The organism is Xylanibacter rarus (assembly GCF_001275135.1).
Classification (GTDB): domain Bacteria; phylum Bacteroidota; class Bacteroidia; order Bacteroidales; family Bacteroidaceae; genus Prevotella; species Prevotella rara.
The window spans coordinates 80,200-103,669 of the sequence record NZ_LFQU01000001.1 but is presented as its reverse complement, the minus strand read 5'-3'; the positions used below and the strand labels follow the sequence as shown (position 1 = coordinate 103,669).

Annotated in this window: 25 protein-coding genes; 21 read left to right on the top strand and 4 right to left on the bottom strand. The window is 51.3% G+C overall.

Annotation, left to right across the window (positions count from 1 at the left end):
- The first annotated feature begins 62 nt into the window (after nt 1-62).
- The 6 genes from ACU52_RS00490 to ACU52_RS00465 all read left to right on the top strand — a co-directional run bounded on the left by ACU52_RS00490 (nt 63) and on the right by ACU52_RS00465 (nt 7,262).
- Nucleotides 63-2,408, top strand: a complete 2,346-nt coding sequence (locus ACU52_RS00490; RefSeq protein ID WP_053397349.1) for a hybrid sensor histidine kinase/response regulator — start codon at nt 63-65, stop codon at nt 2,406-2,408.
- On the top strand, nt 2,389-3,696 hold the full coding sequence (locus ACU52_RS00485) for a sigma-54-dependent transcriptional regulator (protein WP_008019868.1): 1,308 nt from the start codon (nt 2,389-2,391) through the stop codon (nt 3,694-3,696). The genes ACU52_RS00490 and ACU52_RS00485 overlap by 20 nt, the downstream gene beginning before the upstream one ends.
- 292 nt (nt 3,697-3,988) lie before the next feature.
- A complete protein-coding gene (locus tag ACU52_RS00480) occupies nt 3,989-4,402 on the top strand; it encodes a dihydrofolate reductase family protein (RefSeq protein ID WP_004315319.1) in 414 nt (137 codons plus the stop codon).
- A 246-nt stretch (nt 4,403-4,648) separates the two neighbouring features.
- Entirely contained in the window at nt 4,649-5,260 is a 612-nt protein-coding gene (locus tag ACU52_RS00475) for an RteC domain-containing protein (RefSeq protein WP_053397348.1), read from the top strand.
- Nucleotides 5,261-5,388: 128 nt separating this feature from the next.
- Nucleotides 5,389-6,843, top strand: a complete 1,455-nt coding sequence (locus tag ACU52_RS00470) for an ATP-binding protein (RefSeq protein WP_053397347.1) — start codon at nt 5,389-5,391, stop codon at nt 6,841-6,843.
- 5 nt (nt 6,844-6,848) lie between these two features.
- Nucleotides 6,849-7,262 (top strand): hypothetical protein, encoded by a 414-nt coding sequence (locus ACU52_RS00465; protein WP_048927473.1) that lies wholly within the window; start codon nt 6,849-6,851, stop codon nt 7,260-7,262.
- A gap of 94 nt (nt 7,263-7,356) precedes the next feature.
- Here ACU52_RS00465 and mobC read toward each other — a convergent pair whose 3' ends face one another.
- The 4 genes from mobC to ACU52_RS15955 all read right to left on the bottom strand — a co-directional run bounded on the left by mobC (nt 7,357) and on the right by ACU52_RS15955 (nt 11,601).
- A complete protein-coding gene (gene mobC, locus ACU52_RS00460; RefSeq protein WP_053397346.1) occupies nt 7,357-9,366 on the bottom strand; it encodes a conjugal transfer protein MobC in 2,010 nt (669 codons plus the stop codon).
- A 41-nt stretch (nt 9,367-9,407) separates the two neighbouring features.
- A complete protein-coding gene (mobB, locus tag ACU52_RS00455) occupies nt 9,408-10,658 on the bottom strand; it encodes a conjugal transfer protein MobB (protein WP_053397345.1) in 1,251 nt (416 codons plus the stop codon).
- Complete coding sequence (mobA, locus tag ACU52_RS00450; RefSeq protein WP_053397344.1) at nt 10,637-11,065, bottom strand: conjugal transfer protein MobA; 429 nt, start codon at nt 11,063-11,065, stop codon at nt 10,637-10,639. The genes mobB and mobA overlap by 22 nt, the downstream gene beginning before the upstream one ends.
- 314 nt (nt 11,066-11,379) lie before the next feature.
- A complete protein-coding gene (locus ACU52_RS15955) occupies nt 11,380-11,601 on the bottom strand; it encodes a hypothetical protein (protein WP_049100626.1) in 222 nt (73 codons plus the stop codon).
- Between the two features lie 146 nt (nt 11,602-11,747).
- Between ACU52_RS15955 and ACU52_RS00445 the strand changes: the two genes are divergently transcribed.
- The 15 genes from ACU52_RS00445 to ACU52_RS00375 all read left to right on the top strand — a co-directional run bounded on the left by ACU52_RS00445 (nt 11,748) and on the right by ACU52_RS00375 (nt 23,467).
- On the top strand, nt 11,748-12,503 hold the full coding sequence (locus tag ACU52_RS00445; protein ID WP_053397343.1) for a ParA family protein: 756 nt from the start codon (nt 11,748-11,750) through the stop codon (nt 12,501-12,503).
- A gap of 5 nt (nt 12,504-12,508) precedes the next feature.
- Nucleotides 12,509-12,958 (top strand): DUF3408 domain-containing protein, encoded by a 450-nt coding sequence (locus tag ACU52_RS00440; protein WP_004311202.1) that lies wholly within the window; start codon nt 12,509-12,511, stop codon nt 12,956-12,958.
- Nucleotides 12,955-13,344: a DUF3408 domain-containing protein gene (locus ACU52_RS00435; RefSeq protein ID WP_287647342.1), complete on the top strand. Its 390-nt coding sequence runs from the start codon at nt 12,955-12,957 to the stop codon at nt 13,342-13,344. Before ACU52_RS00440 ends, ACU52_RS00435 begins: the two co-directional genes overlap by 4 nt.
- Nucleotides 13,341-14,081 carry a hypothetical protein gene (locus ACU52_RS00430; RefSeq protein WP_005643920.1) on the top strand — a complete coding sequence of 247 codons (741 nt, stop codon included), beginning with the start codon at nt 13,341-13,343 and terminating at the stop codon, nt 14,079-14,081. Before ACU52_RS00435 ends, ACU52_RS00430 begins: the two co-directional genes overlap by 4 nt.
- Before the next feature lie 201 nt (nt 14,082-14,282).
- A complete protein-coding gene (locus tag ACU52_RS00425) occupies nt 14,283-14,594 on the top strand; it encodes a DUF4134 domain-containing protein (RefSeq protein WP_004311205.1) in 312 nt (103 codons plus the stop codon).
- A 10-nt stretch (nt 14,595-14,604) separates the two neighbouring features.
- Nucleotides 14,605-14,937 carry a DUF4133 domain-containing protein gene (locus ACU52_RS14620; RefSeq protein WP_004311206.1) on the top strand — a complete coding sequence of 111 codons (333 nt, stop codon included), beginning with the start codon at nt 14,605-14,607 and terminating at the stop codon, nt 14,935-14,937.
- Nucleotides 14,934-17,438 carry a TraG family conjugative transposon ATPase gene (locus tag ACU52_RS00415; RefSeq protein ID WP_005827325.1) on the top strand — a complete coding sequence of 835 codons (2,505 nt, stop codon included), beginning with the start codon at nt 14,934-14,936 and terminating at the stop codon, nt 17,436-17,438. The genes ACU52_RS14620 and ACU52_RS00415 overlap by 4 nt, the downstream gene beginning before the upstream one ends.
- Before the next feature lie 37 nt (nt 17,439-17,475).
- Nucleotides 17,476-17,859, top strand: a complete 384-nt coding sequence (locus ACU52_RS00410; RefSeq protein ID WP_004308928.1) for a DUF3876 domain-containing protein — start codon at nt 17,476-17,478, stop codon at nt 17,857-17,859.
- Nucleotides 17,860-17,889: 30 nt separating this feature from the next.
- Nucleotides 17,890-18,519 (top strand): DUF4141 domain-containing protein, encoded by a 630-nt coding sequence (locus ACU52_RS00405; protein WP_005643923.1) that lies wholly within the window; start codon nt 17,890-17,892, stop codon nt 18,517-18,519.
- 3 nt (nt 18,520-18,522) lie between these two features.
- Nucleotides 18,523-19,527 (top strand): conjugative transposon protein TraJ, encoded by a 1,005-nt coding sequence (gene traJ, locus ACU52_RS00400; protein ID WP_025868175.1) that lies wholly within the window; start codon nt 18,523-18,525, stop codon nt 19,525-19,527.
- A 31-nt stretch (nt 19,528-19,558) separates the two neighbouring features.
- On the top strand, nt 19,559-20,182 hold the full coding sequence (gene traK, locus ACU52_RS00395) for a conjugative transposon protein TraK (protein WP_004308925.1): 624 nt from the start codon (nt 19,559-19,561) through the stop codon (nt 20,180-20,182).
- 6 nt (nt 20,183-20,188) lie between these two features.
- Entirely contained in the window at nt 20,189-20,497 is a 309-nt protein-coding gene (locus ACU52_RS00390; RefSeq protein ID WP_004308924.1) for a TraL conjugative transposon family protein, read from the top strand.
- Nucleotides 20,478-21,833 carry a conjugative transposon protein TraM gene (gene traM / locus ACU52_RS00385; protein WP_053397342.1) on the top strand — a complete coding sequence of 452 codons (1,356 nt, stop codon included), beginning with the start codon at nt 20,478-20,480 and terminating at the stop codon, nt 21,831-21,833. The genes ACU52_RS00390 and traM overlap by 20 nt, the downstream gene beginning before the upstream one ends.
- 69 nt (nt 21,834-21,902) lie before the next feature.
- Nucleotides 21,903-22,889 (top strand): conjugative transposon protein TraN, encoded by a 987-nt coding sequence (traN, locus tag ACU52_RS00380; protein WP_005827318.1) that lies wholly within the window; start codon nt 21,903-21,905, stop codon nt 22,887-22,889.
- A 2-nt stretch (nt 22,890-22,891) separates the two neighbouring features.
- Complete coding sequence (locus tag ACU52_RS00375) at nt 22,892-23,467, top strand: conjugal transfer protein TraO (protein ID WP_005827316.1); 576 nt, start codon at nt 22,892-22,894, stop codon at nt 23,465-23,467.
- Nucleotides 23,468-23,470 lie beyond the last annotated feature (3 nt).

The window sequence follows — 23,470 nt, the reverse complement described above, 5'->3', positions numbered from 1 at the left end:
AACCTGCGAAGTTCCACGACCTATATGCGTATTTTAAATAACGGTATTTACACAAACAGCAAATGAGCGAACAATTCGTTACCACTACCAAGCATTTCCGCAAGCTGCTTGCCGCAGGCTATCTGTTGATAGTCCTGCTGGTGGGCGGCATCATCTGCACGTGGCTCGGAGAATGGCGCGACTTGGAGTTGCTGGAACGGGAGAACCGTGAAATCAACCGCTTCCGCAAGGAAACACACGATGCGTATGTGGGTGTGGTGGAGTTGTCTCTTTTGGGCGAGTCGGTGCTGGAATGGGACGATAAGGATGTGGCGGCATACCGGCGGCAACGGATGACGGTGGATAGTATGCTTTGCCGCTTCAAGAGCCATTACGAATCGGTGCGCATAGACAGCGTGCGCCACTTGCTGGAGGACAAGGAAAAGCGGCTGTGCGCCATCATGGAGGCTCTGGAACAACAGGCGGACATCAACCGCCGGATAGCCAAGCAGGTGCCGGTGATAGTGCAAACGAGCAGGCAGGAAGAGCCGAAGAAACAGAGGAGGAAAGGTTTTCTCGGGTTGTTCGGCAAGAAACAGGAAGCACCTCCGACGACGACCACCACGATGCTCTACACACTGAACCGTGATATGATAGCGCAACAACGTGCCCAAAGCCATCGTCTGTCGGAATATGCCGACAGCCTTGCCAGCCGCAATGCGGAACTGAACCGCCAACTGCAAACCCTTATCCAGCAGATGGACCACAAGGTGCAGGCTGACTTGCAGGAACGTGAGGCGGAAATATCCGCTATGCGTGAAAGATCGTTCTTGCAGGTAGGTATCATAACGGGTGTCATGCTGCTGTTGCTCATTATTTCATACATCATCATTCACCGCTATGCCACCCGCATCAAGCAGTACAAACGTAAGACAACAGATTTAATCGGGCAACTGCAAAAGTCCGTAAAACAAAACGAATCGTTGATAGCCTCACGCAAGAAAGCGATGCACACCATCACCCACGAGCTACGCACACCACTGACTGCCATACATGGATATGCGGAACTGATGCAGGACAACGAAGAAGAAAAGATAAGCGGTTATGCGGACAATATCCTGCAAGCCTCCAAGAGAATGACCGACATGCTCAACTCCCTGCTTGACTTCTTCCGCTTGGACAGCGGCAAGGAACAGGCGAATGTCCGTCCGTTTCGTTTGGAAAACATCGCGGAGCTGTTGCAAACGGAGTTTACGCAACAAGCAGAAGCAAAAGATCTTAAACTTACCATCGAGTGCCCGGAGGGTATTATCCTGAATGGCGACAAGGAGCGCATCATACAGATATGCGACAACCTGCTGGGCAATGCCGTCAAGTTCACGAATGCCGGAAGCGTTTCACTTGTCATAAGCTATGACGGCAATAGGCTGACCCTTGTAGTAGAGGACACCGGAACCGGCATGAGTGCGGAAGAACAACAGCGAGTGTTCGGAGCGTTCGAGCGGCTTTCCAACGCCGCAACGCAAGACGGTTTCGGATTGGGGTTAAGCATTGTGAAACAGATTGTCGGTATGCTTGGCGGCACTATACGCTTGGAAAGCGAAAAAGGAGAAGGCAGTCGTTTTACTGTGGAGTTGCCAATGAACACTGCCGATATTGGTATTAAAGAACAGACAGCCGCAGAAAGTCTGGCTCATATAGAAAGACCTTATTCTGTCATCGTATTGGACGACAATCCGATGGTATTATCCATGACAAAGGAAATGTATGCTGGTATAGGTGTGCATTGCGACACGTTCACCACTATTGGCGATGCAATGGAAGCCATGCGGCAGCACACATACGACCTCATGATAACCGATATGAAAATGCCGGAGATTAACGGCTATGAGGTGTTGGAGTTGTTACGCTCGTCAAGTGTCAGCAACTCGAAAGAGATTCCCATTGTCGTGGCGACCGCCTCCGGCAGTTGCAGCGAAGAGGAGCTGTTGGAAAATGGATTTACCGCCTGCCTGTTCAAGCCATTTTCCATTTCCGAACTGGTTGCTGTATCAGACAAATGCCTTTTGACAAGTACGGACAAGGATGAACTTCCCGACTTGTCCTCTCTGCTTGCATATGGTGACAAACGGGCGATGCTCGACCGTTTGATAACCGAAACAGAAAAGGATATGCAGGCTGTCCGGGAAATCATGGAGAGGAATGACCGCAAGGCGTTGGACGAATGGATGCACCGTCAGCGAAGTTCATGGGCTGTTATCCGTGCTGACAAACCCTTGTGGAACCTGTATGAACTGCTGCATCAAGAATCTGAATGTTCCGAAATGGAATTGCGGAAATGCGTGGATGCCATGCTTCGTATGGGAACAGTTATCATAGAACTTGCGCAAAAGGAAAGGAGGTCGTCGGATGAAAGTATTTGTGATTGAGGACAACCCCGTCTATAACGATTATGTCTGCAACCTGCTGAAGAAAGACAGCTTCGATACTATGTCGGCATATAATCTTGCCACTGCCAAGAAACTATTGGCAAAGTCAGAGGTGGATGATATTGTCGTTGCCGACCTACGCCTCCCCGACGGTGAAAGCATAGAATTGTTACGGTGGATGCGTGCCAACGACAAACAGCAGGTGTTTATCGTTATGACCAATTACGGGGAGGTGCATACGGCAGTGGAAAGTATGAAGCTCGGCTCAAAGGATTACATACAGAAACAGTTGTTGGAGGATAAACTGATACCGCTTATCCGCACCCTGCAAAAAGAACATGAAAAGCGACTACAATGGAACATTCCGATATTCGTCCGGCAGGGCGAAGCCTATCAGAAAATCAAGAAACGTGTGCGCCTTGTAGCCACCACCCGGATGAGCGTGCTGATACTGGGCGAGAACGGTACGGGCAAGGAACATATCGCACAACATATACACCAACAAAGCAAACTTGCCGATAAACCTTTTGTGGCAGTAGACTGCGGAGCCTTGTCCCCGTCATTGATACAATCCGCCTTCTTCGGACACGTCAAGGGCGCGTTTACGGGTGCCGAAGCAAACAAGACGGGGTATTTTCTGGAAGCGGATGGCGGCACGCTGTTCCTTGACGAAGTGGGCAACCTAACAATGGAGATGCAACAGATGCTGCTCCGCGCCATACAGGAACGCCGTTACCGTCCCGTCGGTGCAAAGGAGGACAAAACAGCCAACGTGAGGATAGTGGCTGCAACCAACGAGGATTTGCAGAAAGCCGTAACGGAAAAGCGGTTCCGGCAGGATTTGCTCTATCGCTTGCAGGAGTATGTGATAACCATGCCGCCCTTGCGCGACTGCCCGGAAGACATCATGCCATTGGCCGAGTTCTTCCGTGAAATGGCAAACCGTGAGTTGGAACGTGAAGTAAAAGGTTTTGCCGCATCTGCCCGTAATGCCCTGCTCGCCCATGCGTGGCCGGGCAACGTGCGCGAGTTGAAACAGAAGATACAGACGGCAGTCCTGCAATCAGAAGGCGATATGATAACCGAAGCCGATTTGGAACTTGACAATGAACCGTCCGCTACTTCCGCTTGTTTTACATTGAAGAGCGGGGATGAAGAAAGAGGACGTATCCTGCGTGCTTTGAAACAAGCAGCCGGTAACAAGAAAATGGCTGCAAAGATACTGGGTATCGGCAGGACAACGCTGTATAATAAATTGGTAGAGTATGGATTGAATGAAGAAAACTGACCGGAGTATGGCTGTAAATGGCAATAATTAATTAACTTTGCAATTGTATTTCAGAAAATAGCAGGCGATTGGGTAACTTTTCGCCGATGATATAGACATAAGACCGCAAGGCGTTTCGAGCGAAAATCTGGTAAATTGAAACTACGGAGACGATTGCGTGATGCTTATGCTATGCTTACGCATAGCGTGCATTCACGTACTCTCCGTAAAGGCTTTACCAGAGCCATCGCTTGAAAGTAGTGTGAATTGCACGCTACTTTTTTGCCTCGCCAAAAAGGAAAGAAAATACGTTATGGCGAAAATACAATTACTTGCCGTTATCTCAATAGATGGCTGTCCGATGAAACTGCATCCCCGGAAGCGGTTGCTTCAAACCGAAGATTACGGTATGGATGAAATACGTGCCAATGCCCTGTATAAGCTGACATCCGACTATTCGGTATCCGTACTTCAAGAATGGAGGGAGGAAGGTGGAAGCATTTGCCATTTGTTGGAAGTAACTGCCGGGAATACCGAATATGCCAACGGACTGTTACGGATGAACGTGATAGATGAAATCATACTATACGTTGTTCCAACCATCGACGGAAACGGAGCGCATTTTTTCAAGTCAGCACTACCTATGAATGACTGGCGGCTTATGGAGAACAAAACTTATAGGGACGGAGTAATCCGGCTTACCTATCATAAAGAGCCACGGGCATAAAATGTTCAGATTATGAACATCTTGGCGGGATTTCCGTGCTCAGAAAGTGAACACATGTTCAGAATCTGAACACATTTCACAAGGGATGCAATCAAGGATAAAATTATTTTTGAATTTTATCCTTCTGAAAAACAATGTAGTACAATTTTCTCACAATCTTTTCTCGTGTTTAGGGCTATGATTTGCACCATATATCAGTGTGCGCACACTGATAAACAAGTGTAAACCCTCAAAACAGAAAAGATAATGAACCATCTCATACTGGCGGAAACACAGTTTTTCGCCATGATAAACGGAAAAGACAACGGTAGCACGGAAACGGCATACGGCGGATTCGTGCAGGAAGTAATAAACCTGTGCTACGGCGGCAATGATGCCAAGCATATTATTGTGGCGTTGGCTTTTGCCGAAATCGAATTACAGCACCATCCACAGAACTTGTCGGTATCGGAGGAGAATGTCGTCACTGTGTATATCCGCAAGGCGTTATCCTTCATCCGAAAGATGCAGAAGATGGTATCCGCTTCTGCAATTACCTCCGTGCCACCACTAACATCCACATCCGAAACCAAAGCCACAGTCCCAGCCTTGCAATGGACCGGTAATGCCGTCGAGTTGGTAGAACTAATCTATGCCCTCTACGCCACCGGCTGCATCAATGGCGGCAAGGCTTCGCTGAAAGAGCTTGCTCCTGTCCTCTATTCCTTTTTCGGTGTGGAGTCCAAAGACTGCTACCGCTTCTATACGGACATCAAACGCAGGAAAAGCGACAGTCGCACCTACTTCCTTGAAAAGATGCAGGACAAACTGAACGCGAAGATGCGACATGACGATGAATTGGAGCGGATGAGGAGATAAACGAATGCCAAACAAAGGATAAGCGGCCGGATTATACGGTTTCTTATCCTTCTTCATTTACAATCACTCTATTATCTGCCGGAAAGCCGATTAAAATCATTAACTTTGCAAGTATTAATCAATGACGGATGAAAATAGATAACCTCGAAATATTGAATGGACTGATTGCCGGAGCCGAAGGCGGGACAGTTGAGTTCAAAGAAACTACCGGGCAGTTGGAGCGTGGAATGGAAACTCTTTGTGCCTTCTTGAACGGTACGGGCGGCACGGTGCTGTTCGGTGTAACCGACAAGGGAAAGATTATCGGTCAGGAAGTGAGCGACAAGACGAAGCGCGATATTGCGGAAACCATCAGACGAATCGAGCCGTTTGCGACCATTGATATATCCTATACAGACATTCCGGGAACGAACAAAAGTGTTATAGCTTTATCAGCGGAAGAACAACGATATATGCGCCCGTTCACCTATAAGGGGAGGGCTTATCAACGGATAGAGAGCGTTACATCTGCCATGCCGCAGGGTATATACAACCTGTTGGTTATGCAGCGAGGCGGAACCTATGCTTGGGATTCCATGCAAAATCCCGGCTTGAAAATATCCGACCTTGACGAAACGGCAATCTTGGGCGCAGTACGTGGAGGAATCAGAGGCGGACGTTTGCCGGAAGGTTCTATGCAGGAGGATGTCCGAACCATCCTTGAAAAATTTGACTTGTTGAATGATGGAAAGCTGAACAATGCTTCCGTTGTCCTATTCGGACGGAACTTCTACCATTATCCCCAATGTCTGCTCCGTTTAGCCCGGTTCAAAGGAACGACAAAAGATGAATTTTTAGATAATCAGCGTGTGACAGGCAATATATTCAACTTGCTGGATGCTGCAATGGCATTTTTCTTCAAGCATTTGTCCCTTTCCGGTAAAATTGAAGGTTTGTACAGAGAAGAGGAACTGAATGTGCCATATAAGGCATTGAGAGAATGTTGCATAAATGCTTTTGCACATCGTGTTTACCATCGCCCCGGCAGTTCAGTCGGGATTGCTATCTATGATGACCGCGTGGAGATTGAAAACAGCGGAACATTTCCGCCTGATATTACCATTGAGAAACTGTTGGGTGGCCACAATTCCGAACCACAAAATCTGATAGTAGCCAATGTGCTGTACAAAAGTGCAGTATTGGAGAGTTGGGGACGTGGCATAGCCCTTATGGTAAACGAATGTCGCCGTGTCGGTATTCCGGATCCGGAGTTTCATACCGACGGCAATGCTGTATGGATTGTGTTTCATTATACAAGAACTACAGTAGGACAAGACCCCACAGCACCCCCACAGCAACCCTATAGTAACCCCACAGTAACCCCACAGTTAGGAAAACTGTTGTCTGCTATTGGGAACAACACTCTCTCTGCTAAAGAAATCATGGAGAAAACGGGAATGAAAGATAAAAGGAATTTCTTAAAGAACTATATCCATCCGGCAATAAATTCCGGTTTGGTCCTTTCACTTTATCCCATAGGCTCCAAGAGTCCGCAACAGAAATACTATCTTACTGATAAAGGTAAAGGTTTCCTGCAACAATAACGGGTATGGCTAAAAAGAAGAAACATAAGAATGATGTAAAAACTGATTTACCGATAATCATGGATTATGGTATCGGCAGTATATCCGTTTATGACCCGGCAGACATAATGCCATACAACGAGCCGCCAATTAGCGAACAAATCCGCTTCAAGAAACTCGGCAAAGAGATGAAATCCGAGTTCAAGTGGCTGGTATCTTCCGTAGTGATTGAGTATTGGCAAGAAAACCGACAGATACCTTTCGGTGAAGAAATGTCGAAACTCAGAACCAGACTGTTGAGAATGTTTGCCGAAGAATACAGCATACTGCTTAAAGACGATACAGAGCTGAAAAATTATTTGCTGACGCTTGCCATTACCACCATCAACAAGCATCTCAAATCTGAGAATAAAAAGAGGGTGTCAAAACTCTCTTTTTAACAAAATTACCCTTGCTACAGATATCTGTGACAGGGGTAATTTTCATATTTTGGGTGTTTTGACACATCCCCTTTTTCACATATAAAGGAATCTGTTATTTCTGCTGCAACAGGTGTTTCAAGTTTTCATCATTTGCGATACGTTCCAGTTCCTCTTGAACAATCTGCTTCACTTCCTCCTTGATGCGCCTGTAATTCGCCTGAACCGTTTCCTTCATGCGGTCGTTGCCGTCCCCGTCCGTAAAGTCGGTAATGACGGGGATTTTCTTGTAGGCTTTCTCCTCGCGCCTCACCTTCTCGGCATCCACGACAATCTCACAATGAAAAATCTTCTGCTCGATACGCTCGTTGAAGTTGTCGGACACCGAACCGACAAACATACCCTGCGTCAAGCCGGAAATCTTGCTCGGCGGGATGAGTGAATCCATCTGCGTGTTGATGGAGGTGGAAACATCCTGCCGGTTGATGGAAATGGACTGCCGTTTCTGCAACACCTTACCGAAGCGTTCGGAAAGCGTCTTGGCGGTTTCACCCACCACCTGACCGGAAAAGATATTGCCGACGGTGTTCATCACGACCTTCGCTTCTTTATCACCGTAGTCGCGCACCAACTGGCTAAAATCCTGAAAGCCCAGACACACGGCAACCTTGTTGCTTCGCGCGGTGGCGATAAGGTTGTCCAACCCCTTGAAATAAATCGTGGGCAGCTCGTCGATGATGACCGACGACTTCAGCATCCCTTTCTTGTTGATGAGTTTCACGATACGGGAGTTATACAGACCGAGAGCGGCCCCGTAGATATTCTGACGGTCGGGATTGTTGCCCACACAGAGTATTTTCGGTTCTTCGGGGTTGTTGATGTCCAGCGTGAACTCGCTGTCCGACATCACCCAATAGAGCTGCGGGGAAATCATCCTTGACAAAGGGATTTTCGCGCTTGCTATCTGCCCCATCAACTGCTCCGCAGCCCCTCCGAGCCATGCGTCCATGAACGGAGAAAGATAGTTTTCCAATTCCGGGTAAGAGGTCAGTATCGGGAAAATATCCTCATAGCGGCGGTTCAGGAACTCAATCGCATGGGGGAACGTGCAGTATTTGCCGCCTTGATAGATTTTGAGATACCATATAATGCTGGCAAACAAAATAATAGGTGATTCCACAAAGAAGTCGCCCTGCTTCTGCACCCACGTTTTATTGAGGTTGAGCATTATCGTATAGGCACTCTCGTAGGCATCCGTAATATCCTCCATGAAATCCGGGTGGATGGGATTACAGCGGTGCGAGCGTCGCGGGTCGTCGAAGTTTATCACATAAAACTTCGGCTTCACCTTGTAACCCTCCGGGTGGTTCAGCAGATGGTTGTAGGCGATTGTAGATAAGTCGCTGAATTTGAAGTCATATACATACATCGAAAAGCCCTTTTCAATCTGCTGCTTGATGAAACTGTTTACCACCGCGTATGACTTTCCACTACCCGGCGTACCCAACACGATGGAGGCACGAAAAGGATTCACCACATTGATCCAGCCGTTGTTCCAACGCTTTTTGTAGTAGAACCGTGTCGGCAGATTGACCGAATGCTCGCTTTCGATAAGCCGCGTTTCCTGCATGAAGCTCTCGTTCTCGTTGTTGAACACATCGTCCATGAGGTTGTGCTTCAACAGGCGGCTCAACCACAGACCGCCCATCAGCAGGAATACATAGCCCGCGCCAACGGCCAGGATATACAGTCCCGTCACCGCCTCCACCGGCAATGGCAGGGCCAGTATCCACCAGTTGAGGAAGAACAGCACGAAGCCCACGGCAAGGACCGCCCAGATTTTCCCCCACGTGATTTTCTCGCCCTTCACGCCCTTTGTCCCCAGACAGGACAGGGCAAGCAGGAGGACGGCAAATAGTTTCGTGTAGAGGATGGAACGGAACAGCCCCGCCGTGCGGTTGAAGTTCATCAGTATCCTGTCCACCACACCGATGTCCACACCCCAGAGTCGTATGGCTTCATAACAGAACCAGTACACGTTCATGACCACTAAAATAATACTCACGGCACGCAGAAAATCCATGATTTTCGCCAATGCCCTCAAATCGTCTTCTTGTTGTGACATACCTTGAAATTGTTTTGATTGTTGATACTTTGTCTGACTGATTACATTCCCAAGCCCTTGCGCTTCTTCTTTTTCTTCCTGCGCTGCATCGCCCGGATGAAGGCTTCCTCCTCGGCGTCCACTGCCGGGCCTTCGGGAGAAAACAAGCCCATGCCGTCCAAGTCCCTTCCGTATTCGGAAGTGGACGGAGCTTGCGTTTCCTCCTGACCCTCCGTGGTAATGGAAAGCGGAACCGGCGGCTGTCCGGCGTATGGCAGCGTGAAGTGTTCCTGCAAGGCGTTGGCGGACAGTTCCCTGCCCATGCGTGAGCCGTTCAACACGCATCCTGTTCGGTGGTCGATGAACGTGGCCCCGTAGATGCGTCCTTCCTCCGTATAGCGCAGCACGGTGTCAATACCTTTCTCCTTGAGCGTGGCTATGAACCTCTCCTTGTCATACGTACTTTGCAGCACGGAAAGGACGGTGCATTTTGTCATGTCGGCAAGTTTCATGTCCTTAATCTCCTGCTTGGAACGGGCAAACTTTCTCTGTACGGCATCAAAGCCGACGGACTTCCCGAACAGCGAGGACTTGAAAGGATTGCCGACCTTGTTGCCTTTGCCGTCCGTGACGGAATAGACCAGCCCATTATATTCCCGTCCGCGCACGTTACCCCGCGCTTCCTCCACCGTCATATTATATAAGGAAAGGAGGGCGCGGTATTCGCCCATCGTCTGGAAACGGTAACGGCGGTTCAGTTCCTTTACCACATTCCCCGCCTGCTTCTTCACATCGCCAGCCGAAACATCCACCTTATGCCGCTGCATATCAGGACGGCGGTTTTTCCGTTCCGCGTCATGCAGCCCGTACTTCCGTTCCAGCTCACGGGTTATCTGCTTGCTGCGGTAGAAGTTATTGCGCGTGTCGATGCTTTTGCCGTTCTCGTCCACCCGTACCGTGACGATGTGCAGGTGGTGGCGGTCAATGTCCTCATGCTTGTACACCATGTAAGGCTGGTTCCCGAAGCCCATCTTCTCCAGATACTCCCGCGCGATGTCCTGAAGCTCCGTGTCCGTCAGCACGTCGTCGGGATGCGGATTGAGAGAGATATGCACCACAGGCTTCTCCACCCTTGACCACACGGGCATGAAGGAGAGAAAGTCCTCCATCGCCCGGTGGATGTCCACCGTTCCCGTGCCGTCATTGTAGATGCGGTTGGTGGTGAGCAGCCGTCCTTCCTCCTTGTTGATCTTCTCCCCGTTGTAGGCAAGTGCGCCGTACAACGAGTTTCCTACACTGATTTTTGCGACCATTTTTCCTGCATCTCTTTAGACAGTTCCACAATCCGGCGGCTCAGTTTCACGAGTTCGACGGTCTGTTGCTCCAGTTTGTAGAGCAACGCCATCGCCTTTTTCTCGGAAAAATGCAGCCTCAGTTCCTTCACGACTTGGTTGTAGTTCGTGCCTATTGCGCGGAATTGCGCATGAAAATCAGATAGCTTGGTGTAGTAATCCACCAGCGTTTTATCCACTTTCAGCACCTTGAACGGTTGCCCGAAGAAGTGCGCCTTCAGGAAAACCGACTTGGCGTAAACGCCCGACTTCTCGAACATGGAGAGGAAACGGTTGTGTTCCTCCTCGCTGAAACGGACGGTGTATCTGAACACCGCCGGGTCGAGTTTGGGATTTCTCCCGCCTTTGTTTCTTCTTTTTTCATTCATATTACTTTGGATTTAGCGGTTTGACGGCATAAGTCGCCGCTTCATGGTACAGACACCGTAGGTTTGAGAGGCTTCCCGACTTCGGAGGGTAAGCCCGCCCCCTGCAAGGGCAAGGCGTTTTCATGGCTGCTCAAAATGTTTTGAGCGGCTGAAAACATACCTTGCTATGTTCAGGTGAACATAAAAATCCGTCGGGGACGGATTGGGGATGATTCCTTTCAAACTCCGGGCTGCGCTACCTGCGGCGTACCCTGCCGTTCGGGTGCAAAGTTACGCCCTTAAGGCGATGTCCGACAGAGGCTTGCCCCGGACAATCAGTGCCAACCGGCGCAACGTGCTGCCACTTGCCGGAGAAGTGATACAAGTTCCAAAATATCCTTGTTTATTTGCAGTGTGATTCGGATGTGGGACTGAAAATACACTCCTTCCGCCAGATGTTCGGACAGCAATCCGGGCATCAATCCAAACGGTTGAAAACAGGTGTATGTATTCAGATAGTTTTCCAAGCACACGTCCGTGCGGACGGATAAAAGCATGGACGGTTGGACAAACCGATGAATACCCGCAGGCACAGCCGGATTAAGGAGTGAATAAATAAATGAATGGGAGTGCGTGCGTACGTACTAATGACAATACGCTACCGCCACCGGACAGATGTATAACCAAATAAATTATCAAAAAAATGAAAGAAGCAACTTATGTGGCAATCTCCACGCAGAAAGGTGGAGCGGGTAAGACAACCCTGACAGTGCTTGTAGCAAGCTATCTGCACTATGTGAAAGGCTACAACGTAGCCGTGGTGGACTGCGATTTCCCGCAGTACAGTATCCATGACATGCGCAAGCGTGACATGAAAGCCGTCATGGAGGACGGGCATTACAAGGTGCTGGCGTATGAGCAGCTCAAACGACTGAAGAAGAACCCGTACATCATCAGATGCAGCCGTGCGGAAGATGCGGTAAAGACCGCCGAAAATCTGGTGGCAGCGCAGCCCGACCTCGATTTCGTGTTCTTCGACCTGCCGGGAACAATCAACAATGCCGATGTGGTGCAGACCATTTCCCAAATGGACTATATCTTCACGCCCATCATCGCCGACCGTGTGGTGATGGAGAGTTCCATCAAGTTCGCCACTGTCATCAACGAACAGATGATAAGCACGGGCAAGTCCGGCATCAAAGGGATTTACCTCGTGTGGAACATGGTGGACGGACGCGAAAAGACTGAACTTTACAAGGCATACGACAAGGTCTGTGCCGAGTTCGCCCTGCCCATTCTGGAAACACATCTACCGGACAGTAAGCGCTTCCGCAAGGAGACGGCGGCAGAACGCAAGGCGGTATTCCGCTCCACGGCGTTTCCGGCGGACAAAATACTGGTACGCGGCAGCAACCTCGACAAACTCGTCGATGAGATTCTCGGCATCATCAAAAACTGAACGGCATGGCAAAGAAAACAAGAATCGAGGACATCGACAGCGAAGCCGTAATCAACTCATTTCGACTGGACGATACAAGCATTCCGCCGGAAGCGAGAAGCACGGACGGGAACGCTCCTGTCCCACCTCCGAAAGAAGCGATACAAGAAGCCGTTTCTCCACCCGCCTCGCACTCCAAAGAGGAGCCGGAACGCAGGCGCAGGAACAGCAAGCCGGAAAAATTGGATTATGACACAGTATTCATATGCGGTTCCAATATCACGGCAAGGCTCGGCAAGCAGGTCTATATCCGCAAGGAGTACCACGACCGCATACAGAAGATGCTTCATGTAATCGGAGGCAACGAAGTGACTATCGCGGCATTTCTTGACAACGTGCTGACACACCATTTCACGCTGTTCCAAGACGAGATAGCCGAATCGTTCAAACGGCACATGGAATCCTATAATTTATAAACACTCAAAAACAACAAAGAAGTATGAAAAGAACAAATAAGAACCGTCAGGCTGAGTATCTGCAAACAGGAAAGAGTGAAAGAACCGCTGTCCGTGCAGCAAAGTGTGTAACCGACTACGGGCAGGAAAATACCGACGTTGACTTCCGCAAGGATAAAGGCAGAGACAAACCGCTCTCGACTTTCCTGCAAGCATCGGAAATCAAAACGCGGCAATGTATATACATCAGCCGAGAAATTCATGAGAAAGTCGCTATCGTTACCAGTCGGATGGGAAACGGTTTGAGCATCGGCAAGTTTGTGGATAACATCCTCCGCGACCATTTCCGACAATACGGGCAGCAGTACATGGAACAGATTGAAAACGCCCAAAAAGTAAGATTATGACAAAGGCGTTTTTAATCGTATCGGTTGCTTGCAACGTGTGGTTTCTGTTTCTGCTGTTCTATGACCGCATCATGGACACGAAGCTCATCCGTTTCTTCAGACATATTGCCGGGCTGTGGCGGTCATTGGACAGTACGGTGGCAGAGCAAGGAAAGGATAAGGAAATACCTCACGCAGACACCTCGGACATCATTGGCAAGAGCCGTTTCAAGATGGCATCGACCCGGACAACCGCTGCCATACCGACGCAAGAAGCCGCCACTTCGGAAAAAGGCATTGAGCTGTCGGAGGAAGAGGCTACTTTTGACGACGGAAACACGGAAACCGTCTCACGCCCGACACAAGTACCGGAGGACAAACTCGATGAAACCTTCACGAGCATCCCGCCCTCGGAACTGGAGTACGGAGAAGATGAACCGGAGGATGAAGAACCAGACAAAAAGCAGGCTTCGGGAAGTAGCTTCGAGGATATTGACATGGCAGTACACACCATACGGAAGGAATCACCATCCGATGAGGAAATGCGACACGCCGGAAAGGTCATGACGGAACTGGACGGGACAGAGCTTTTCACAAGAATAACGGAACGCCTGACCGATGAAGCAATGAGCGAGAGGATTGCAAAGGCGATGGCAGTTTTCGTGGACACGGTGAACATGACCGTGACACAACAAAAGGAAAAGGTGTTCGTGATTCCCGACAACATCGAGGAGTTCGACTTCCGAAACTATGTATAACAACTAAAAAAGAATGGAAATGAAAACGTAAAATGACGACACCCACGCGCACGGCGGTACAAGGTACAGCCAACCCGCAACGGACAGCCCCAAGTCCGTAGAAACAAACGGGCAACCACTAAAACCAAAGTAAAGTAATCAAGTATCAACCGCCCGAAAAAGGACTATCCACCCTTTGGACGGCACAAAAAAGAACAGTTTATGAACAAGAACATCAGACAAAAGTTAATCATCGCTGCGGCACTTATGATTGCCGCAACCGCCTCCGCTTTCGCACAGGGAAACGGTCTGGCTGGCATCAACGAAGCCACCTCTATGGTGAGTTCGTATTTCGACCCCGGCACGAAATTAATCTACGCCATCGGCGCGGTAGTCGGGCTTATCGGTGGCGTGAAAGTGTACGGAAAATTCTCGTCCGGAGACCCGGACACCTCGAAGACCGCCGCCTCGTGGTTCGGGGCTTGTATCTTCTTGATTGTCGCCGCCACTATCCTGCGCTCATTCTTCCTTTAATAAACAATGTATGGCTGAATACCCGATAAACAAGGGTATCGGCCGTCCGGTCGAGTTCAAGGGTTTGAAGGCTCAGTACCTCTTCATCTTCTGCGGAGGTCTGCTGGCTCTCTTCGTCCTGTTCGTCATCCTCTATATGGTCGGCATCGACCAGTGGATATGTATCGGCTTCGGCGCGGCATCGTCTTCCGTCCTCGTATGGCAGACCTTCGCGCTGAACGCCCGGTACGGCGAACACGGGCTGATGAAATTGGGAGCGGCAAGGAGCCATCCCCGATACCTTATCAACCGACGGCGGATCACCCGATTACTCAAACGGCAACGAAAGGAAGAAACGACATGAGAAATACATCCAAAATGACAACACTGGAAAACAAGTTCCCCCTGCTGGCGGTGGAGCATGGCTGCATCATCTCCAAAGACGCCGACATCACGGTGGCTTTTGAGGTGGAACTGCCGGAGCTTTACACCGTGACGGGCGCAGAGTACGAGGCGATACACGGCTGCTGGTGCAAGGCTATCAAGGTGCTACCGTACTTCTGCGTCGTGCATAAGCAGGATTGGTTCATCAAGGAGAAATATATGCCGGAGTTACAGAAGGACGACATGAGTTTCTTGAGCCGTTCCTTTGAACGCCACTTCAACGAGCGTCCGTACCTGAAACACTCCTGCTATCTCTACTTGACCAAGACGACGAAAGAACGTAACCGTATGCAGAGCAACTTCAGTACGCTGTGCCGGGGACATATCATCCCGAAGGAGCTGGACAAGGAAACCGCCGGGAAGTTCATGGAGGCCGCCGAACAGTTCGAGCGCATCATGAACGACAGCGGCTTTGTGAGGCTGCGCCGCCTCTCCACCGACGAGATTGTCGGGACGGAGAAGTCCGCCGGGCTGATAGAGCGTTACTTCTCGCTCATGCCCGAAGGCGACACGACCTTGCAGGACATCGACCTCTCGGCAAAAGAAATGCGTATCGGTGACAACCGCCTGTGCCTGCACACCCTCTCCGACGCGGAGGATATGCCCGGAAAGGTGGCTACCGACATCCGCTACGAGAAACTCTCCACCGACCGCTCGGACTGTCGCCTCTCCTTCGCCTCCCCCGTGGGGCTGCTGCTTTCCTGCAACCACATCTATAACCAGTATGTGATTATCGACAACAGCGAGGAAAATTTGCAGAAGTTCGAGAAGTCCGCAAGGAATATGCAGTCGCTATCCCGATACAGCCGGAGCAACAGCATCAACCGCGAGTGGATAGACCAGTACCTGAACGAAGCCCATTCCTACGGGCTGACCTCGGTACGGGCGCACTTCAACGTCATGGCGTGGAGCGATGACGCGGAGGAACTGAAGCATATCAAGAACGATGTGGGCAGCCAGCTGGCAAGCATGGAGTGCGTGCCGCACCACAATACCATCGACTGCCCGACGCTCTACTGGGCGGCGATGCCCGGCAACGCGGCGGACTTCCCGGCGGAAGAGAGTTTCCACACCTTCATCGAGCAGGCGGTGTGCCTCTTCACGGAGGAAACCAACTACCGCAGTTCGCTCTCGCCCTTCGGCATCAAGATGGTGGACAGGCTTACGGGAAAACCGTTGCACCTCGACATCAGCGACCTGCCGATGAAGCGGGGTATCACGACCAACCGCAACAAGTTCGTGTTGGGTCCTTCGGGCAGCGGCAAATCCTTTTTTATGAACCACCTCGTGAGGCAATACTACGAGCAGGGTACGCACGTGGTGCTGGTGGACACGGGAAACTCCTATCAGGGCTTGTGCGAGATGATCCGGTGCAAGACAAACGGGGCGGACGGCGTGTACTTCACCTACACGGAGGAGAAACCGATTTCGTTCAACCCGTTCTACACCGATGATTACGTGTTCGACGTGGAGAAAAAGGACAGCATCAAGACATTGCTGCTGACGCTCTGGAAGTCGGAGGACGACAAAGTGACGAAGACGGAGAGCGGCGAACTGGGCAGTGCGGTGAACGCCTATATCGAGCGTATCAGGGCTGACCGGAGCATCGTCCCCTCGTTCAACACCTTCTACGAGTATATGCGCGACGACTACCGCCGCGAACTGGCGGAACGTGAGATAAAGGTGGAGAAGTCCGACTTCAACATCGACAATATGCTCACCACCATGCGGCAGTATTACCGGGACGGACGCTACGACTTCCTGCTCAACTCCACGGAGAACATCGACCTGCTCGGCAAGCGGTTCATCGTCTTCGAGATTGACAGTATAAAGGAAAATCGCGAGCTTTTCCCTGTGGTGACCATCATCATCATGGAAGCCTTCATCAACAAGATGCGCCGATTGAAAGGCGTAAGGAAACAGTTGATAGTGGAAGAGGCTTGGAAGGCTCTATCTTCGGCGAACATGGCTGAGTACCTGCGCTATATGTACAAGACCGTGCGCAAGTATTACGGGGAGGCAATCGTGGTGACGCAGGAGGTGGACGACATCATTTCCTCGCCCGTCGTCAAGGAGAGCATCATCAACAACTCCGACTGCAAGATACTCCTTGACCAGCGGAAGTACATGAACAAGTTTGATGCCATACAGTCCCTGTTGGGTCTGACGGAGAAAGAGAAGTCGCAGATACTCTCCATCAACATGGCGAACAACCCGTCAAGGCTCTACAAGGAAGTGTGGATAGGACTGGGCGGCACGCAGTCGGCAGTCTATGCCACCGAAGTTAGTGCTGAAGAGTATCTGGCGTACACCACCGAAGAAACGGAAAAAGTAGAGGTTTACCGTCTGGCGGAACAGTTGGGCGGCGACATTGAAGCCGTCATCCGGCAGCTTGCCGAAAGGCGGAGAAAAAAGGAATAAATAGAAACAGATTCATCAACTAAAAAAGAAAATGCGTATGAGTATATCAAGAACGAAAATGCTGCAAGTCAGCAAGTGTTTAATCGGGCTGGCGGTCATGGTGCTGCAATCCTGCGACATAACGGACAACCGACGCGACCTGCTTTGCGGAAACTGGGAGAGCGTGGAGGGAAAGCCCGACGTGCTTATCTACAAGGAGGGCGAAGCCTATAAGGTGACGGTATTCAAGCGGAGCGGCATCCGCCGCAAGCTGAAGCCGGAAACCTATCTCTTGCAGGAGGAGAACGGCAATCTGTTCATGAACACCGGATTCCGCATCGACGTGTCCTACAACGAGGCGACGGACATCCTGACCTTCTCGCCGAACGGGGACTACGTGCGTGTGAACCCGAAACCGGACCATCCGATAGGCGAGCAATAAATAATGAAATCCACTAAAATCCAAAGTAACATGAGAACAAGAATAACACTTATTATCTGCCTGTGCCTGTTTGCAGTCGGCAGGGCAAGCGCACAGTGGGCGGTGATAGACCCGTCCAACATCGCGCAGAGCATCGTGAACACCTCGAAGAACGTGGTACACACTTCCACGACCGCCCAAAATATGATAAAAAATTTTCAAGAGACCGTGAAGATTTACGAACAGGGCAAGAAGTATTACGACGCACTCAAATCCGTGAACAATCTGGTAAAGGACGCCCGGAAGGTGCAGCAGACCATCCTGATGGTGGGTGACATCACCGACACCTATGTGACCAGTTTCCAGAAGATGATGCGTGACGACAACTTCACGGTGGAGGAACTGGGAGCCATCGCCTTTGGCTACACCAAGTTATTGGAGGAATCCAACGATGTGCTGACGGAACTGAAGAATGTGGTGAATATCACCACGCTCTCCATGACGGACAAGGAGCGCATGGACGTGGTGGAACGCTGCTACTCCAAAATGAAGCGTTACCGCAACCTCGTGAGCTACTACACCAACAAGAACATTAGCGTGAGTTACCTGCGTGCGAAGAAGAAAAACGACCTTGACCGCATCATAGGGCTGTACGGGAACATGAACGAAAGATATTGGTAGCCTATGAATTTCGACAACCTTCACCAAATTCTGCGCTCGCTCTACGAACAGATGATGCCGCTATGCGGGGACATGGCGGGCGTGGCGAAAGGCATCGCCGGGCTGGGCGCACTCTTTTATGTGGCCTACCGGGTATGGCAGTCGCTGGCGAGAGCCGAACCGATAGACGTGTTCCCTATGCTCCGCCCGTTCGCTATCGGTCTGTGCATCATGTTCTTTCCGACGGTGGTACTGGGTACGATAAACAGCATCATGTCGCCCGTCGTGCAGGGTACGGCAAAGATGCTGGAGGCGGAAACGCTGGACATGAACCGATACCGTGAGCAGAAGGACAAACTGGAGTACGAAGCGATGATGCGCAATCCCGAAACCGCCTACCTCGTGTCAAATGAGGAGTTTGACAAACAACTGGAAGAACTGGGCTGGTCGCCCGGCGACATGGTGACGATGGCGGGGATGTACATCGAGTGCGGGATGTACAACATGAAGAAGGGCATCCGCGACTTCTTCCGCGAGATACTGGAACTGATGTTCCAAGCCGCCGCCCTCGTGATAGACACCATCCGCACGTTCTTCCTCGTGGTGCTGGCGATACTCGGTCCGATAGCCTTCGCCATATCGGTGTGGGACGGCTTCCAAAGCACGCTTACACAGTGGATATGCCGCTACATACAGGTCTATCTGTGGCTGCCCGTGTCGGATATGTTCAGCACCATACTGGCGAAGATACAAGTGCTGATGCTGCAAAGCGACATCGAACGGATGCAGGCTGACCCGAACTTCTCGCTGGATTCGAGCGACGGGGTGTACATCGTCTTCATGATAATCGGCATCATTGGTTACTTCACCATCCCCACGGTAGCAGGCTGGATTATCCAAGCCGGAGGCATGGGAAGCTACGGTCGCAACGTGAACCAGACGGCAGGACGAGCCGGAAGTATGGCGGGCAGCGTGGCGGGCGCAGCCGCAGGAAACGTGGTCGGACGTGTCGGGAAGCTGCTGAAATAATCAACTGACAATTAAAAACGAATAAACAACAATGGAATTTAAGTCACTTAAAAACATCGAATCATCGTTCAGGCAGATACGCCTGTTCGGTATCGTCTTCCTCTCGTTGTGTGCCGTAATAACGGTATGGAGCGTGTGGAGTTCCTACCGCTTCGCGGAGCGGCAACGGGAAAAGATTTACGTGCTGGACAACGGCAAGTCGCTGATGCTGGCTCTCTCGCAAGACTTGTCGCAGAACCGTCCGGCAGAAGCGAGGGAACACGTGCGCCGTTTCCACGAGCTGTTCTTCACGCTCTCACCCGAAAAGAGCGCGATAGAGCATAACGTGAAACGCGCCCTGCTATTAGCGGACAAAAGCGTGTACAACTACTATTCGGACTTTGCCGAGAAGGGGTACTACAACCGCATCATCGCCGGGAACATCAATCAGGTGTTGAAGGTGGACAGCGTGGTGTGCGATTTCAACGGCTATCCCTACCGTGCCGTGACCTACGCCACGCAGAAGATCATCCGGCAGAGCAACGTCACCGAGCGCAGCCTCGTGACTACGTGCCGCCTCTTGAACTCGTCCCGTTCGGACGACAATCCCAACGGTTTCACCATCGAGGGATTCACCATCATCGAGAACAAGGATTTACAAACCATCAAAAGGTAAACGGACATGAAGAAAATCAAAAAATCATTTTGGCGTGCGTACTGGAAGCTCCACGACAAAAAGAAAATGCTGGTGGCAAGGCTCAAAGGCTATCTGGACGGTTTGCCCCCGAAGACACGCAGGCGCATCGTGCTGGCGATGCTCGCCGCCTTTGCGGTGCTTGCCCTCTACACCTTCGGCAAAGCCGTCTATGAAATCGGCAGGAATGACGGCAGCCGGATGGTAACAGACCATGCCGGACAGGTGGAACTGTCCATAAAGCCGGACAACAATCATAATGTAATACCTTATTTATATGGAACAGACGAAGAATGAACCTAAAAACGAGAACAAGGCGGCTCCCGACAACGGGAAACCGAAGAAGGAGCGCAAGCCGCTGACCGAAGCCCAAAGGCTGAAACGTCAGAAAATGATAGTGCTGCCCGCTATAGTGCTGGTATTCATCGGTGCTATGTGGCTGACATTCGCCCCGTCTTCCGACAAGGAGCAGCAACCGGGAACGGGTGGTTACAACATCGAAATGCCCGACGCTGACAAGGCGAACCGCCAGATCATCGGCGACAAGGCGAAAGCCTACGAACAGGGAGCAATGGAGGAACGGCAGGAGAACCGCAGCCGCGCCATGCAGGAACTGGGCGATATGTTCGACCGCGAGGTGGCGGAAACGGACGGCGGCAGGGACTTCGACCTTGCTAATCCCGGAAATGCGGAAGATGCAACAGCAAAATCATCCGCTCCGAAAACCATCCAATCCTCCGCAGCTGCCTACCGCGACCTCAATACCACGCTCGGCAACTTCTATGAGCAGCCGAAGAACGACAACGCGGAAATGGACGAACTGTTGGAGCGTATCGCCTCGCTGGAATCGGAACTGGAAACCGAGAAAGGCAAGGCATCCTCTATGGATGATCAAGTGGCACTCATGGAAAAGTCCTACGAGCTGGCGGCGAAGTACATGGGCGGTCAGAACGGTACACAGCCACCTGTCGGACAGGCGGCAGAACCTTACCATGTGCAGAAAGCCGGAAAGAACACGGCTGCACCTGTCAGGCAGGTAACGCATCAGGTGGTATCTTCGCTCTCACAGCCGATGAGCAACGCTGAGTTTGTCGCCTCCTTCTCGCAGGAGCGCAACCGCAGTTTCAATACGGCGGTGGGTGTCACGACTGTATCGGACAGGAACACCATATCGGCGTGTGTCTATGGGGCGCAGAGTGTGACTGACGGGCAGGCGGTAAGATTACGGCTGCTGGAGCCGATGGCAGTGGCGGACAAAATCATACCCCGCAATGCAGTGGTGGTAGGCACGGCAAAGATTCAGGGCGAACGACTCGATATTGAAATTACTTCGCTGGAGTACGCAGGTACGATTATACCGGTAGAACTGGCGGTGTATGACACGGACGGACAGCCCGGCATCTTCATTCCAAACTCGATGGAGATGAACGCCGTCAGGGAGGTTGCCGCCAACATGGGCGGCTCGCTGGGCAGCAGCATTAATATCTCCACCAACGCAGGGGCGCAGCTCGCCTCCGACTTGGGCAAGGGGCTGATACAAGGCACGAGCCAGTATATCGCCAAGAAGATGCGTACCGTCAAGGTGCATCTGAAATCCGGATACAAGGTCATGCTATATCAGGACAGAGATTGAAAACAATAACAATCAACGACTAAAAAAACAACAACCAAATTTTTATTTACCACTAAAATCCAAAGTAGAATGAAAAAAGTAATCATCATGTTTGCCCTCGCTATGGGCATCGTAACTGCCAACGCGCAGGAGAACGTAACCGTTGTAACGGACAACGGAAGTGAACAACCGACCTTGACAAAGGAGGTCTATCCGCAGAAGGAGGCGGACGGCGATCTGTATCACGGGCTGACAAAGAAGCTGACCTTCGACCGCATGGTTCCCCCGCACGGCTTGGAAGTGACCTACGACAAGACCGTCCACGTCATTTTCCCCTCGGAGGTGCGCTACGTCGATTTAGGCTCGCCCGACCTGATTGCGGGTAAAGCCGACGGAGCGGAGAACGTCATCCGCGTGAAAGCGACCGTGAGGAACTTCCCGAACGAAACCAATATGTCCGTGATAACGGAGGACGGGAGTTTCTACACCTTCAACGTGAAGTACGCCGCCGAACCGCTGCTGCTCAACGTGGAGATGTGCGACTTCATCCATGACGGCGAGGCGGTGAACCGTCCGAACAACGCGCAGGAAATCTATCTGAAAGAGCTGGGTAGCGAAAGTCCCATGCTGGTGCGCCTTATCATGAAGTCCATTTACAAGCAGAACAAGCGTGAGGTGAAACACATCGGCTGCAAGCGTTTCGGCATCCAGTACCTTCTGAAAGGCATCTACACGCACAACGGACTTCTCTATTTCCACACGGAAATCAGGAACCAAAGCAACGTGCCTTTCGATGTGGACTATATCACGTGGAAAATCGTGGACAAGAAGGTGGCGAAGCGTACCGCCGTGCAGGAGCAGATCATCCTGCCGCTCCGTGCGCAGAACTATGCCACCTGTGTGCCGGGCAGAAAGAGCGAGCGCACGGTATTCACGATGGCGAAGTTCACCATCCCCGACGGCAAGTGCCTCGTGGTGGAGCTGAACGAGAAGAACGGAGGCCGTCATCAGTCCTTCGTGATTGAGAACGAGGACTTGGTACGTGCGGGTACCATCAACGAACTTCAAGTGCGCTGACCATGAGAAAGCACATCGCAATCATCATCGCATCGCTTGCCCTCTTCACGGGGCAGGCGCACGCCCAGCGGTGCCTGCCGAAGATGCAGGGCATCGAATTGAGAGCTAACCTTGTGGACGGTATGCGTTTAAGTGGCAACAATGGCGGTTACAGTTTCGGGGCGGCTCTCTCCACCTACACGAAGAACGGTAACAAGTGGGTGTTCGGTGGCGAATACCTCTTGAAGAACAACCCGTACAAGGATACCGCCATACCTGTGGCGCAGTTCACGGCGGAGGGCGGTTATTATTTCAAGATACTCTCCGACGCCCGTAAAATAGTGTTCGTCTATGCGGGGGCTTCGGCTCTCGCCGGATATGAGTCGGTGAATTGGGGCGAGAAAGTGCTGCATGACGGCTCCACGCTCCATGACCGGGACGCCTTCATCTACGGCGGTGCGCTGACGCTCGATGTGGAGTTTTACGTGGCTGACCGTATCGCCCTGCTCGCCAACCTCCGGGAGCGCCTGCTGTGGGGTGGCGACACACGGAAGTTCCATACGCAGTTCGGGGCGGGCGTCAAGATAATCATCAACTGACAC

Excerpts from the sequence above, each read along its gene's own strand:
- ACU52_RS00490 (WP_053397349.1), top strand. The coding sequence starts at position 63 with ATGAGCGAACAATTCGTTACCACTACCAAGCATTTCCGCAAGCTGCTT.
- ACU52_RS00485 (WP_008019868.1), top strand. The coding sequence starts at position 2,389 with ATGAAAGTATTTGTGATTGAGGACAACCCCGTCTATAACGATTATGTC.
- ACU52_RS00480 (WP_004315319.1), top strand. The coding sequence starts at position 3,989 with ATGGCGAAAATACAATTACTTGCCGTTATCTCAATAGATGGCTGTCCG.
- ACU52_RS00475 (WP_053397348.1), top strand. The coding sequence starts at position 4,649 with ATGAACCATCTCATACTGGCGGAAACACAGTTTTTCGCCATGATAAAC.
- ACU52_RS00470 (WP_053397347.1), top strand. The coding sequence starts at position 5,389 with ATGAAAATAGATAACCTCGAAATATTGAATGGACTGATTGCCGGAGCC.
- ACU52_RS00465 (WP_048927473.1), top strand. The coding sequence starts at position 6,849 with ATGGCTAAAAAGAAGAAACATAAGAATGATGTAAAAACTGATTTACCG.
- mobC (WP_053397346.1), bottom strand. The coding sequence starts at position 9,366 with ATGTCACAACAAGAAGACGATTTGAGGGCATTGGCGAAAATCATGGAT.
- mobB (WP_053397345.1), bottom strand. The coding sequence starts at position 10,658 with ATGGTCGCAAAAATCAGTGTAGGAAACTCGTTGTACGGCGCACTTGCC.
- mobA (WP_053397344.1), bottom strand. The coding sequence starts at position 11,065 with ATGAATGAAAAAAGAAGAAACAAAGGCGGGAGAAATCCCAAACTCGAC.
- ACU52_RS15955 (WP_049100626.1), bottom strand. The coding sequence starts at position 11,601 with ATGCTTTTATCCGTCCGCACGGACGTGTGCTTGGAAAACTATCTGAAT.
- ACU52_RS00445 (WP_053397343.1), top strand. The coding sequence starts at position 11,748 with ATGAAAGAAGCAACTTATGTGGCAATCTCCACGCAGAAAGGTGGAGCG.
- ACU52_RS00440 (WP_004311202.1), top strand. The coding sequence starts at position 12,509 with ATGGCAAAGAAAACAAGAATCGAGGACATCGACAGCGAAGCCGTAATC.
- ACU52_RS00430 (WP_005643920.1), top strand. The coding sequence starts at position 13,341 with ATGACAAAGGCGTTTTTAATCGTATCGGTTGCTTGCAACGTGTGGTTT.
- ACU52_RS00425 (WP_004311205.1), top strand. The coding sequence starts at position 14,283 with ATGAACAAGAACATCAGACAAAAGTTAATCATCGCTGCGGCACTTATG.
- ACU52_RS14620 (WP_004311206.1), top strand. The coding sequence starts at position 14,605 with ATGGCTGAATACCCGATAAACAAGGGTATCGGCCGTCCGGTCGAGTTC.
- ACU52_RS00415 (WP_005827325.1), top strand. The coding sequence starts at position 14,934 with ATGAGAAATACATCCAAAATGACAACACTGGAAAACAAGTTCCCCCTG.
- ACU52_RS00410 (WP_004308928.1), top strand. The coding sequence starts at position 17,476 with ATGAGTATATCAAGAACGAAAATGCTGCAAGTCAGCAAGTGTTTAATC.
- ACU52_RS00405 (WP_005643923.1), top strand. The coding sequence starts at position 17,890 with ATGAGAACAAGAATAACACTTATTATCTGCCTGTGCCTGTTTGCAGTC.
- traJ (WP_025868175.1), top strand. The coding sequence starts at position 18,523 with ATGAATTTCGACAACCTTCACCAAATTCTGCGCTCGCTCTACGAACAG.
- traK (WP_004308925.1), top strand. The coding sequence starts at position 19,559 with ATGGAATTTAAGTCACTTAAAAACATCGAATCATCGTTCAGGCAGATA.
- ACU52_RS00390 (WP_004308924.1), top strand. The coding sequence starts at position 20,189 with ATGAAGAAAATCAAAAAATCATTTTGGCGTGCGTACTGGAAGCTCCAC.
- traM (WP_053397342.1), top strand. The coding sequence starts at position 20,478 with ATGGAACAGACGAAGAATGAACCTAAAAACGAGAACAAGGCGGCTCCC.
- traN (WP_005827318.1), top strand. The coding sequence starts at position 21,903 with ATGAAAAAAGTAATCATCATGTTTGCCCTCGCTATGGGCATCGTAACT.
- ACU52_RS00375 (WP_005827316.1), top strand. The coding sequence starts at position 22,892 with ATGAGAAAGCACATCGCAATCATCATCGCATCGCTTGCCCTCTTCACG.